The 12,716-nt window shown below is 45.3% G+C and carries 12 protein-coding genes; 11 read left to right on the top strand and 1 reads right to left on the bottom strand.

The features are described 5' to 3' along the window. Positions 1-107: 107 nt before the first annotated feature. Both FTW16_RS23300 and sodC read left to right on the top strand, forming a co-directional pair. A complete protein-coding gene (locus FTW16_RS23300) occupies positions 108-572 on the top strand; it encodes an ankyrin repeat domain-containing protein (RefSeq protein ID WP_146492650.1) in 465 nt (154 codons plus the stop codon). 37 nt (positions 573-609) lie between these two features. Beyond that, on the top strand, positions 610-1,122 hold the full coding sequence (gene sodC, locus FTW16_RS23295; RefSeq protein ID WP_123311851.1) for a superoxide dismutase family protein: 513 nt from the start codon (positions 610-612) through the stop codon (positions 1,120-1,122). Between the two features lie 92 nt (positions 1,123-1,214). On the opposite strand, the gene FTW16_RS23290 is transcribed toward sodC, so the two are convergent. After that, entirely contained in the window at positions 1,215-2,144 is a 930-nt protein-coding gene (locus FTW16_RS23290) for a LysR family transcriptional regulator (protein ID WP_146492649.1), read from the bottom strand. Positions 2,145-2,271: 127 nt separating this feature from the next. On the opposite strand from FTW16_RS23290, the gene FTW16_RS23285 reads away from it, so the two are divergent. From FTW16_RS23285 to FTW16_RS23245, 9 genes are all read left to right on the top strand, one after another. Further along, positions 2,272-2,709 carry a carboxymuconolactone decarboxylase family protein gene (locus FTW16_RS23285; RefSeq protein WP_146492648.1) on the top strand — a complete coding sequence of 146 codons (438 nt, stop codon included), beginning with the start codon at positions 2,272-2,274 and terminating at the stop codon, positions 2,707-2,709. Between the two features lie 270 nt (positions 2,710-2,979). After that, positions 2,980-3,660: a hypothetical protein gene (locus tag FTW16_RS23280; RefSeq protein ID WP_146492647.1), complete on the top strand. Its 681-nt coding sequence runs from the start codon at positions 2,980-2,982 to the stop codon at positions 3,658-3,660. Positions 3,661-3,705: 45 nt separating this feature from the next. After that, on the top strand, positions 3,706-4,404 hold the full coding sequence (locus FTW16_RS23275; protein ID WP_146492646.1) for an ABC transporter ATP-binding protein: 699 nt from the start codon (positions 3,706-3,708) through the stop codon (positions 4,402-4,404). After that, positions 4,392-5,681, top strand: a complete 1,290-nt coding sequence (locus FTW16_RS23270) for an ABC transporter permease (protein ID WP_146492645.1) — start codon at positions 4,392-4,394, stop codon at positions 5,679-5,681. The genes FTW16_RS23275 and FTW16_RS23270 overlap by 13 nt, the downstream gene beginning before the upstream one ends. Next, the gene (locus FTW16_RS23265; RefSeq protein ID WP_057622713.1) at positions 5,674-6,468 is read left to right on the top strand and encodes an outer membrane lipoprotein-sorting protein; all 795 of its coding nucleotides are present in this window, start codon (positions 5,674-5,676) and stop codon (positions 6,466-6,468) included. Before FTW16_RS23270 ends, FTW16_RS23265 begins: the two co-directional genes overlap by 8 nt. Positions 6,469-6,477: 9 nt before the next feature. Then, a complete protein-coding gene (locus FTW16_RS23260) occupies positions 6,478-7,770 on the top strand; it encodes a hypothetical protein (RefSeq protein ID WP_146492644.1) in 1,293 nt (430 codons plus the stop codon). Next, complete coding sequence (locus FTW16_RS23255) at positions 7,770-8,804, top strand: sensor histidine kinase (RefSeq protein ID WP_146492643.1); 1,035 nt, start codon at positions 7,770-7,772, stop codon at positions 8,802-8,804. Before FTW16_RS23260 ends, FTW16_RS23255 begins: the two co-directional genes overlap by 1 nt. Positions 8,805-8,876: 72 nt before the next feature. Beyond that, on the top strand, positions 8,877-9,725 hold the full coding sequence (locus tag FTW16_RS23250) for a LytR/AlgR family response regulator transcription factor (protein WP_146492642.1): 849 nt from the start codon (positions 8,877-8,879) through the stop codon (positions 9,723-9,725). A 191-nt stretch (positions 9,726-9,916) separates the two neighbouring features. Further along, a complete protein-coding gene (locus FTW16_RS23245; protein ID WP_146492641.1) occupies positions 9,917-12,685 on the top strand; it encodes a M16 family metallopeptidase in 2,769 nt (922 codons plus the stop codon). The last annotated feature ends 31 nt before the right edge of the window (positions 12,686-12,716 follow it).

Raw genomic sequence — 12,716 nt, 5'->3', positions numbered from 1 at the left:
CTGTAAGGCGTAAAGTTTTGGCCTACGGGAGATTTATCTGCTCTTTTCTGCCCGAAAATCAGGACTCCTGTAGGCCATTCTCTAATTATGTTAGTGAGGGGGAATAAATGAAAATCGTATTTTTGCTTAGTTCCATTGTTTTTTCTTTGAGTTTATCGTTCAGCTTATTGGCTGCAGATAACCAACTGGAAGAGGAGTACCAATCTCTGGTTGGGCTGTTCTTTGATGCCGCACGCATCGGCAATAATGAAGTGGTCGATGCATTTGTTTCGCAAGGTTTCCCTATTGATCAACGTAATAACCAAAGTTACACAGCACTCATGGTTGCGGCTTATCAAGGAAATAGAGAAACCGTCCGCTTGCTACTCGATTCTGGGGCGAATGCGTGTTTGCAAGATAAGCGCGGTAACACAGCTTTGATGGGAGCACTTATAAAACGTGAAATTGGTATAGCGAAAGATTTGTACCAAGCGGAGTGTGCCCCAGAACTGCGTAATAAAGCAGGGCTTAATCTGAAAGAATTTGCTGAAATCTATGGTCAATCTAATGTACTAAAATCCCTTAAGTACTGAATGAAGAGTACTAATAACAATAAAAGGACGTAATGATATGAACAAAACAACATGGCTTGCTGCACTCACCCTTATTTCTTCTTCTGTTTTCGCTGAAGCGGTGAGTGTTGAAATGATCGATCTTGGCTCTGGTCAGTCAGCCGGAACAGTGATGATAAGCTCAAGTGATTACGGAGCTGTCTTTACACCAGAATTGAAAGGCTTACCAGCTGGTACGCATGGCTTTCATGTGCACGCGAATGGTTCATGCGATAGCATCACAAAGGATGGCAAAACCATACTCGGTGGAGCTGCAGGAGGACATTATGATCCAGAGGAAACGGGTAAACATGGTTTCCCTTGGACGGATGATAATCACCTTGGCGATTTACCACCGCTTTACGTTAATGCTAATGGAGTAGCCGACCAGCCAGTGATGGCGCCAAGAGTTACATTGGATGACGTAAAAGGCAGAGCCTTGATGATCCACGCAGGCGGTGACAACCACTCTGACCATCCAGCTAAGCTTGGCGGTGGTGGTGCACGCATTGTATGTGGCGTGATTAAGTAATCCCCTTTTTAAAAGTCGTTAAAACGCTCCAATTTACTTTGGAGCGCTTTTTGTATTCAGAGGTGACACTTATCTCTAACGCAGAACTATTATTAATCACTTAGACTTCTGTTTGGATGGACGCTCTTCAAAGGCTCTAGCTTTTCAATTAAAAAATCAATAAACAAACGGATATGAGGTCTTGGGTATTGAGTGTTTTTATATATTGCGAATATTTCACCACTCCCTTGCTCACTGTGCATTGATGTCCAGTGAGGGAGTAACTCCGTTAACTGTCCATTTTCCAAGTACGGTTGTAGCATCCAGTCAGATAGTAAAAGAACGCCAACTCCGCTTAGCGCAGCATGTAAAAGAGGTGAGCCGCCTTTTGATATCAAATTGCCTGTCACTAACACTTTTTTGTTAACTGCATTTTTCTTAAAGTACCAATAGTTTTTTTGCCGTTCATGACTTATCAACAAACAGTTGTGATCTTGCAACTCTTCGGGTTTATCGATAGTTCCATACTTTTCAGTATACGACGGGGCTGCGACCAATGACGCGTTATTTGTCAGTAGATGACGAGCCTTGAGTCGACTGTCTTGTGGTGTGCCAATACGGATAGCCACATCAATATTTTCACTGTTTAAATCGACCACGTTGTTATCTAGTTCTAACTCAACTTGTATTTTAGGGTATCGCTCAAGGAACTCTGGAATTAATGGAGTAAGGCACAGATTACCAAAGCTTTCAAAAACTGAAATTCGTACTACCCCTTCTGGAGTGCCTTGATTACCTTGCATTTCTTCTAACAGTCTATTGCTATCTTGTAAGATCTTGGCCGACTGTTGGTAAAAATACTGGCCTTCTTCAGTCAGCATTAGCTGTCGTGTACTGCGTTTAAAAAGTGAAGTTTTAATCTTACTTTCGAGGCTATCTATATTTCTTGCTACAGAAGATGGAGCCATATTCAAGGCTCTACCTGCTTGAGAAAAACTTCCAGACTCCACGACTTGGTCAAATATTTTGATTAGCTCTAACACATGCTCACCTTTGCATTTTGTGCATAACTGATTCGTATAATATGTGTATTCTGCTTATATTTCGAATGGTGCACAATAACGTTGTCGCATTAATAGCGACATTCATTAACTAAATCTAGGTGCCAAAATGTTAAAACGTATCGATATTGCACAAGTTCAACCTGATGCTTTAAGCGCAATGCTGTCTATCGAAGGCTATTTATCTGATGTTAAGTTATCTAGCGAACTAAAAGAAATGATCAAAATCAGAGCGTCAATCATCAATAAATGTGCTTACTGTATCCAAATGCACACAACTGAAGCGTTGAAGAGTGATATCTCACAGCAGAAATTGTTTGCTCTGTCAGCATGGCAGGAGTCACCACTGTTTAATGAAACGGAGCGAGCAATTTTGAGCCTAACGGACGAAATGACGCTGATTTCAAATTCGGGTGTTTCGGATACGACTTATCAGCAGTGTCTAAGCTTATTAGGAGAAGAGTTACTCGCACAATCTATGATGCAAGTAATCATGATTAATGCTTGGAATCGCTTTGCACTTGCTACAAAGATGACTCACGAATAAAAATTAAAATCAGAACAAATCCAGATAGCTGTCACTTAAAAAGGTTACAGGCTCTTTTGAGTTTGTAACCTTCTAAATTAATTAGGACGATTCTTCGTGATTTTTGATTGGTACTAGGGCTGAAAACGTCACCACTCGTGCTTTTTGTTTCCCACTCACACCCTCTCCAAGCCATTCACTCCTTATTATTACCATTCGTCGCATTGATAAAACGGCGTGACAGTTTGTGGTTAACCTTTCAACGTCAACATTTGAAAGGGATTAGAAATCATGACTACTTCACACTCATTAAATTCAGGCTCTACCACTTCTTTGTTTAAGCGTTCATTACTGATTGCGCTTGTTTCGTTTGCTCCGTCGTTAGCTTTAGCGAACCCGAGTTCAGACGTGCTTGATATTTACAACCAAGCGGCGCAAGGCAATGAAGATTTGGTTGAGGTGGCTTACGAGCGCCTGAATGACACGCTGCAACAAGACGGTGCGACGCCACTGACCTTGGTCTACTTAGGAAGCACAGAAACCTTAATGGGGCGTGATGCGTTCTTACCTTGGAATAAGATGAAGCATGTGGAAAAGGGTTTATCGACCATCGATAAATCACTGGTTCTGCTTAAAGACGAAGACCAACCGATTCATGAGCAACCTCGTGTTCAAGGGCTACCAGATTCGTACCTAACTCGCGCTATGGCTGCGGTGACTTACACCTCTCTACCAGACATGTTTAATCACTTTGATCGCGGTTATGACCTGTTCCTTTCGTTACTCACTGAAGAGGACTTTCAGCAACAGCACTTCTCTGCAACTTCATGGATTTATCGCTACGCAATTACCGCTTCGATTCGTGCTGAAGACTTCGAGCAAGCACAGGTGTGGCTAGAACAAATGGAAACCGCCGATGCTGGCAATATCGAAACTATGACTGCGAAGGCCCTAATAGCGAAAGCAAAGTAACAGCAGCGAACGCTAAAGAATGATGGGTAATCAGAGGACAATGAAATGATTGAATTTAAAGGTATCGGCAAAGCGTATGTGACTGGCGGTCAACGTGTTGATGCATTAAGCGGGGTCGATGGACACATCCAACGCGGTGAAATGGTGGCGTTGTGTGGCCCTTCTGGGTCAGGGAAAAGCACGCTGTTGAACATTCTTGGTTTGTTGGATATGGACTATCAAGGCGAGATAAACATTGATGGTAAAGCGTATCCGACTGAGCAAATTGCCGCTGCGCGTTTTCGTCGCGGGTCACTGGGTTTTGTATTTCAGCGCTTCAATCTGGTTCCTGTAATGACTGCGCTTGAAAACGTCGCTTATCCATTGATGTTGAACCAATGTTCGAAACAAGAACAGCAGACCAGAGCGCAAGAGATGTTAGAGCGTGTTGGGCTAGGAGATTACGTTCATCACCGCCCAGACAACCTTTCAGGCGGTCAGCAACAACGTGTCGCGATAGCCAGAGCACTGATCCACAACCCAAGCTTAGTGATTGCCGATGAGCCGACCGCGAGCTTAGACAGTCATACCGCAAACCTTGTGATCGACATTATGAAAGAGCTTGGCCACGAAATGGGCACTACCTTTATTGTCGCAACGCACGACCCAAGAATGGCGCAGCGCTGCGACCGAGTGATTGAACTTATCGACGGCCAACTGGCACCACAAATCACAGCAACGGAGGCGATCTTATGGGCAAGTTAACACAAAGAATGAGCACGTTTTTACTTCCAACTTCGGTGCGTTTGGCGTGGCTTAATCTATTAAGAAATGGTCGCCGCAGTCTGCTTTCTGTATTGATCATCGCCATTGCCGTATTTGCGTTGACGTCGGCAGGAGGCTATGGGCTTTACACCTACGAATCCTTGAGAGAATCGACCGCGCGCGATACTGGCCACCTTACCTTGAGCACGCCGGGTTATTTTGAGCAAGATGAAGACATGCCGCTGAGCAATGGTCTGGATAACGTTCAAGCGCTAACCAAGAGCATTATTGGCGACAGCGACGCGCGTGGTGTTCAGCCAAGAGTCTACTTCAGCGGTTTGGTTTCTAACGGCAGTAAGTCGACCATCTTCATGGGAACGGGCGTTAATGAGCGCGAGTTCGACATGAAAGGGCCGTTCCTTGATGTGCGCAGCGGTCAAACCCTCTCGGATGTGAAATCACCAAGATACGACAGCCAAGAGCCACAAGTGATGCTCGGAACCGACCTTGCTCGTAACCTCAAAGTGGCCGTTGGTGATTGGGTCACATTGCTTGCGACGACCAGTGATGGCGCATTGAATGCCTTTGATTTTAAGGTGCAGGGCATTTACTCGACTGGCGTGCCTGAGTTGGATAAGCGTCAGTTGTACGTACACATCACGACAGCTCAAGAGCTTTTAGCTTCAGACAAAGTTAGTACCTTGTCGGTATTCCTTTTTGAAACCAACAAGACATCGACGGTTCAACAACGCATTCGAATGGCTTTGGACAAGCAAGATGCTCAACAAGGTTCTGAAATAGAGATCACCCCATGGCAAGATCGCGCGTTTTTCTACACCAAGGTTAAAGATCTTTATGACCGGATCTTCGGCATTATGGGCGCGGTGATGGCATTGGTAGTGTTCGTGTCGCTGTTTAACACCATGACCATGTCGGTGACGGAGCGCACTCGTGAAATTGGCACCTTGTCGGCTCTTGGTTGTTACCCTTCTGAAATCGTCGCAGGCTTCTTAAAAGAGGCGGGATTACTGGCGGTAATTGGCAGTGCGATAGGCGCACTAGTGAGCGGTTTGGTGTCGGTGTTGTTACTGGTAGTCGATATACAAATGCCACCACCTCCGGGTCGAACCGAAGGTTACCCACTCAACATTTACTTCTCATTAGAATTGGTTGGTTACGCGACGTTAGGTGTGCTGATGATATGTTTGCTGGCTGCTTATTTCTCTGCTCGTAAAGGCGTGAATAAGCCAATCACGGAGGCGCTGGTTTATGTGTAAATTAACTCGTTCATTCAATACCTTGGCTTTCGCGTTGGGCTCTGTTTTAGCTTTGGTTCTAGTATCGACACCAAGCTGGGCAGTCGATTCACAGCAAGTTACCGAGATGATAGCCAAGGCAGACAGCTACCGTTTGAACAGCGAACAGGCGTCGAAAGTGGTTTCTCTGGTGGCGTTATATCAAGACGAACAACTCGATAAAACACGTGAGTACAACGTCTACACAAGACCCAATCGAGAGTCGTTAGTGGTGTTCAAGTCGGCTGTCGAGGCGGGTCAAAAGATGCTGATGATAGAAGACAACTATTGGTTATTGATGCCGAAATCTCGTCGTCCAATTCGTATTACCCCGATGCAAAAATTGCTTGGTGAAGCTTCGGTTGGTGATATCTCAACGCTCACTTGGAGCGAAGATTACCAAGGTGAGTGGGTTGTCGAACAACAGGTTGAGGTGTCAAGTGGTGATCTGCTTGATACCCATCACTTAAAACTCACCGCAAAAACTAAGGGCGCGAGTTATCAATCCATCGATCTGTGGTTAACGACAGAGCGCGCATTTCCAGTTAAAGCGGATTTGTATTTGCGTTCAGGAAAACTAGCCAAGCAAGCGTGGTTTACTGAAGGCGTGCGTGATGGCTTGCCGAGTGTAGTGTCAATGACCTTACTTGATAAGATTCAACCAAGTAAGAAGACCGTGATTGAGTACCGCGAAGTAAGCGAACAAGCCTTGGCAGACAAATACTACAACCCAGCTTACTTATCGCGTAATAGCGTATCTGGGCTTTAGGTGGATGCCATGAAAGCTTCTAGTCGTAAGCCTTACATCAAGTATTCAGCTGCTATTTTGCTTGCTTTGTCTTGCGTAAGTAACACGATTCAAGCGGATGAGCTGAGCTTGGCTTGGGATTGGCAACTCAGTGCCGAAGCGATTGAATCACGAGAGTCACCATTCACTCCTTTAGCATCTGATAATCGCCAGTCGTTAAATGGTTTACTGGATCTTGAGGTTGGTTATAACAATTGGCTTGGCCTGTTTGCAGTCAAAGCCAACGATATTTTGAGTAACAATCCTCAAGGACAAGAGGCGAGCTTTGAATCGGAATTCATCGTGCGCGAGTTGTTTTGGCAAGGTGGTGTTGAGGTGTCTAATTCTATAGTCGGTGACCACTACCTCGATGTGACGCTCGGCAAGGTTCGCCTCGATTGGGGCGTGGGTTATGGCTACCGACCGCTAGACATCATCAAGCCTTATCGCCAAAACCCAGTAGGCATTGTCGCTGAGGAGGGGGCGGGTGTTGCGTCGGCGTCACTGTTCGATATGACGGGCGAATGGACACTGCTTTACAGCGATTCGTCATGGACTTCTCAAGACGTAAATGAATTCGAAAAGCAGAACCAGCAACAAGGATTTGGCTTACGTCGTTACAACCTAGTGGGTGACCATGAGTATCAGTGGGTCGCTTATTATGATGATGTGCGCCACGGCTTGCTTGGAGCGAGTTTGGTTTCGGTCTTAAACCTTGCATGGGAGTTTCATGGTTCGGTGGTCTATCAACGACAAAGCCTTGGCTACAGTCAGCCGGATTCAATGCTTAAACCGGTTTATCTTGAAGAGCAGGGCGAAGCTTATCAAGCGTTAGCAGGACTAACATGGGCCAATGACACGGGCCACAATGTGGTGTTGGAATACTGGTTTGATAGCCGAGCGTGGAGTGACTCTGAGTGGCAAAGCGCAATAGAAAGTGCCGAGCCTTTGTCAGTTAATCCGATGACAGCATTGTTGGCAGGCTCTTACGCGCAAGGTTATCAGCACGCCAATTTGGTTCAACACAACATCATGTTTCACTGGTCTTTGGATTCGACACATGGCTGGCTTGAAGATATCACGCCAACATTTGATGTGATGTTGTCTCCACAAGACGGTGGTTTTATTGCTACTCAGTGGCTCAACTATCAGGCGTTAGATAATGGTGATTCATCGTTGGAATTGGAACTTGCTGCACGCTTTCTAGGCGGTAAAAGTGATTCTGCTTACGCCAACTTACCCGATAGTCATATGATTCTTATAAATATCAAAGGACGATTTTAATGAACACTTCTTCAAACAGTCGGTTTTCATGGATCAAAAGCTTTGCGTTCACCACGCTATTTTGTGTTCTTATTGCGATTACAACCCATACGATTTGGGGCGGCGGATTAACGGTTAACCTAGCAATCAGTTTTGGCTTTGGCTACAGCGCGGTGGGTTCTTCTTTCATCTTGGTTAAGTTGTTCAAGAGAACATCCCGCACGCTTGAAGTGGGTATATCAATGGTGATCGCGATGACCTTTGGTACCTTGAACGCGCACTATTGGTTGAACGGGTATTTTGGGGCCAATATCTCGGACCTTAAATCTGTCGTGTTGCTTGGTGTGATCTTCTGTTCGGTTTGCTATTACTATTTCTACGCACGAGAGCAGCAGTTACGTGCCGATAACGAATTAGAAGTGGCCAAGCGCCGTCAGGCCGATCAAGAGAAGGTGGTGGTGCTGAGTCAGCTTAAACAACTACAGAGCCAAATTGAACCGCACTTCTTGTTCAACACGCTTGCGACCATCAATGTATTGATTGAGAGTGACAGCGCGAAAGCCAAGTTGATGCTCGAAAAACTGACCGACTTGTTGCGTGTGACTTTGAAGAATAGCCGCACTGAGCAATCGACCATCGCACAAGAGGTCGACTTGCTGGATGCTTATCTTAACATCCAGAAAATTCGTTTAGATGAGCGCTTAGCCTTCTCGATTGAAACGAACAACATTAGCGATCAGCAAGTGATTCCGCCCTTCTTAATTCAACCCTTGGTTGAGAACGCATTAACTCACGGTATTGAGCCAAAAGCCGCAGGTGGCGAAGTGAATATCCGTATTACCCAGCAAGCTGAACAGTTGAAGATTGAAGTGTCAGACAGTGGTGCTGGGTTGAAAACGCCCTCTGCGAATACGGGGCACGGTGTTGGGTTAAGCAATATTCGTCAAAGAATCGAAACCCTTTATGGTGATAAGGCGAGTCTAACTATTACTGAACAAACTGAGGGCGGGGTAGTGTCGACGATCTTGTTACCGCTGACTGACGCAGTTGTCTAGAACTACGCACCAGAAAGTACAGAACAGTGACGAAAAATAGACGATTTACAGTGTGAATTTAAAGGATTAACCATGAACAACCCAGCAATACAGCCGAGCGTAACGGCGATTATCGCAGACGATGAAGCACTGTTAAGGCATCACTTAGACAAGAGCTTGGCTGAGGTTTGGCCGGAGCTAGAGATCGTCAGCAAGGCACAAAACGGTTTGGAGGCGATGCAAAGTATTCAGCAGCTTAAGCCCGACGTGGCGTTTCTCGATATTCGTATGCCTGAGCTGGATGGAATCTCACTAGCGAAACAACTCAACAAGCTAGATTCGCCGCCATTGATTGTGTTCATTACGGCTTATGATGAATACGCAGTTAAAGCCTTTGAACACAATGCGATGGATTACCTGCTTAAGCCAATCAATGAAGAGCGCCTACTTGCTACCTGTCAGAAGGTGCAAGCGCGTCTGTCGAGTAACCAATCGCAAATAGGTAACCTCCCCGAACAACCTGATATCACGGCGTTAATGGCTCAGCTTCAACTGCTATCCCAATCGACCTCACAACAAGTTCAGCCTCCTTATCTATCGCAGAAAAAGTATCTCACGTGGCTCAAAGCCAGTGTTGGGGAAGACATTCACCTAATCGCCGTCGATGATGTCGCTTACTTCAAAGCAGAAGACAAGTACGTCTCGATATTCAAAAAAGGCCAAGGCGGCTCTCTAGAGGAGTTTATTCTTCGCGTGTCACTAAAAGAGCTGATCGCCCAACTCAATCCTGATGAGTTCTGGCAGATCCACCGCTCGGTGGTGGTGAAAGTCTCCGCCATTGATAAGGTGAAGAAAGGCCTCTCAGGTCAGATGTCGGCTTATGTGTCAGGGGAAAAACTACCGATCAGCCGTGCTTCGCAAGCGTTGTTTAAGGGGATGTAGAGAACTAGCTTAAAGGGATGTAATCGGTTCTTATTAAAACGCTAATTCAAATGAATACAGTGATCTTACATATCACTTGGTAATTTATAAAATGAAGATCCAGATCACAAAGATACTCATCCGGTTCAATATTAAATAATAATCGTTAACTCAATCTGTATATTGTCGATGAATGACATTAAGAGGTTGTTATGAAAACATATTATTTAGCGACGGCTCTATGCCTAACTTTGGTTGGCTGTAGCTCAACACCAAAAACCACCGAAAACTTAATCCAGCCGGATCCTGCATGGACTTCAGGCCAGCTAGAAAATGGCCTTACCTATCATGTTTATCCAGATCATGAAGCATCGGTATCTGTACGTCTAGTCGTTCACGCGGGTTCGATTCAAGAGACTGATCAGCAAGAAGGCTACGCGCACTTCTTGGAACACATGGCATTCAATGGCAGTAAGAACTTCTCTGAAAATGATGTGATTCGTCTATTCGAAGATGCAGGCGCTAGCTTTGGTGCAGATATTAATGCCTACACCTCTTATGAAGAGACGGTCTACCAGTTAGATTTGCCAGATAACATCCAATTGCAGTCTGCTCTAACGTGGATGCGTGACATTGGTGATGGTCTGGATCTATCAAGTTCAGAAGTTGAAAAAGAGAAAGGCGTGGTTCTTGGAGAGTTTCGTATGGCTCGCCTCGATGATAAGTCATTTGGAGAGATACTTTATGATCACTTCATTGAAGGAGGTCCTTACGAATCTCAAGATGCATTAGGGACTAAATCGTCGATTGTTAATGCCACTCCTCAAGGTATCACTAACTTTTATCAGACTTGGTACCAACCTCAAATAGTCGAGCTGGTCGTTTCTGGTGATGTGGACATCAAAACCGTGATTCCACTCATAGAAGAAAAGTTTTCTAGTTGGGAGCGTGGTGACACGCCGAGACCAGAGAAGCAGAAAGTGACCTCGTTCAATGAAGATGATTATGTTGAATACGCAGGAAGAGAAGCACCAAGCATCACTCTGACGTTTAATCGCGGTTTATATCGCATCGAAAATCATGATCAACAGCATCAACGTTGGTTAGATGAAACCTCGCAACAACTCATTCGCCAGCGACTCGAAGCAGTATTCAATGATGCAGCGTTGCCGACTCAATGGATAGCGTCTGATAGCTATCGAATGGGCTCTCTGAACTATTCGTCAATAAGTGTTGGGTTTCCGGCTGGTGGTCGTGAAGTTATCCAACAAGAGTTACTCTCTACATTGGCATCACTGCGTGACTTTGGCGTGTCGAAAACGGATATCGTCGGCGAGCAGCACTACTACCAAGACTTGCTGGATAACATCGAGCATGATTGGGATAAAATGGACAGCGTTGAACACGCGAATTACAAAGCGAGTGCGCTTGTAACTGAGCGAATTGTCCAATCACAGAAAGACTATCAAGCGAGTTTGGAAGCTTTCATTGCTAACTTAAGCCTGGAAGCGATCAACGACAACATCACGAATCTGCTCTCTGATGATTACTTTCTTGTTATTGGCATGGACGATTCTGAAGATAGAACAGCTGTCGTTAACTCTCTAGATAGCTTAAAAGCGACTTACAGCGAGCCTGGAACCCCGCCGCTCGCTATTGCTTCTGTAAGTGCCTTTGCTGTTCCTAGTTCGAAGGGCGAGGTTGTACTTGCTGAACAAATGTCCATCGATCCATACATCCAAAAGTGGACGTTAAGCAATGGTATCGACATGTGGTATTTGCGTGATTATGTTGCAGGTGACGATGTTGGCGTGATGTACATGAGCCTCGGTGGAAAAGCTGCGTTGGATCCGAGCTTATACCCCGCCGTTGAGGTTGCGTTACCGACTTTCGCTCGAAGTGGCGTCGGTGAGTTTACGGGTTCTGAACTTCTAGCGTATTTTGACCGTGAAGATATTCGAGCTGACAGTTTCATTGGGAATACTCGTCATGGTATTGAATTTAATATCAAAAAAGATGGGCTTAAAGATACGTTTGCTGCGCTTTATACTTTCATCACAGCGCCTAAAATTGTTCCCGAGCAGTTAGAGGCAGTGAAGCAGGAGTTTGTACAGGGTCAAGAATCTTTCTTGAGCAGCCCTGTTGGACAGTTTGAGCGTGCAATAAACCAGAATATCTACCGTCAGGAGAGTCGTCACCACTTTGTAGATAAAGAGCGTGTTGAAGCGGTTTCTGTGGAAGATATCAGTAATCTTCATCAGCAGCTGTTTGGTCAAATGAGACATAACCAGCTAGTGATTGTGGGTGATATCGACCCAAGCGTATTGAAGCCTTTGGTTCAGCAATATTTGGCTTCGATTCCATTGGAAAAAGCAGTTGTGCCTGACTTTAAGGTGGCTTTCAAACAGCCATCAGAATCACGCATTGATTTGGCCATCAACAATGTTGATAGCGCAGAGTACGTCTTACGAGTCATCTCAGAGCCTGAAACCGAAGAAGGCTTTACGGCAAAAGATATCTTCACGGAAAGCTTGTTGGAACGACTGCTGGCGACTCGTTTAGATACTTATATTCGCGAAGAGTTGAGCTTGGATTACTCGCCTTATACGTATTCGGCGTCTGCAGACAGCGAGTTGAGTCATGAATGGGTCATCGGTGCGATGATAGCGCCTGAGAACGTAGATAAAGTGGAAGTGGCGATTGATAAGGTGATTTCAGATCTTCTACAAGGTGTTTCTGAAGAGGAAATGCGAGCGGTTGTGAAACAGTTTGAAGCTGACTTCACGCCTCTCGAGATGAGCTCTATCGACCAAGCGTGGTATGTGTCTCGTTATCTACTTCATGGTTACGATATCGAAGCTTTGTCTCAAGTTGAGCGAGTGGCGAGATCAATCTCTGCAGAAGAGATGAATGAGTTAGTACAACGCATCTTTGGTGAAAATAGCCGTAAGGTTAAGAACATCATGCGTCCTAAAGCTTAAAGCTTAAAGCTTAAAGCTTGAAACCAACAAA

It is taken from the genome of Vibrio sp. T20, assembly GCF_007858795.1.
Lineage (GTDB): Bacteria > Pseudomonadota > Gammaproteobacteria > Enterobacterales > Vibrionaceae > Vibrio > Vibrio satsumensis.
Note: the sequence above shows the minus strand (reverse complement) of the source record. Positions and strands in the feature narration are given on the sequence as shown.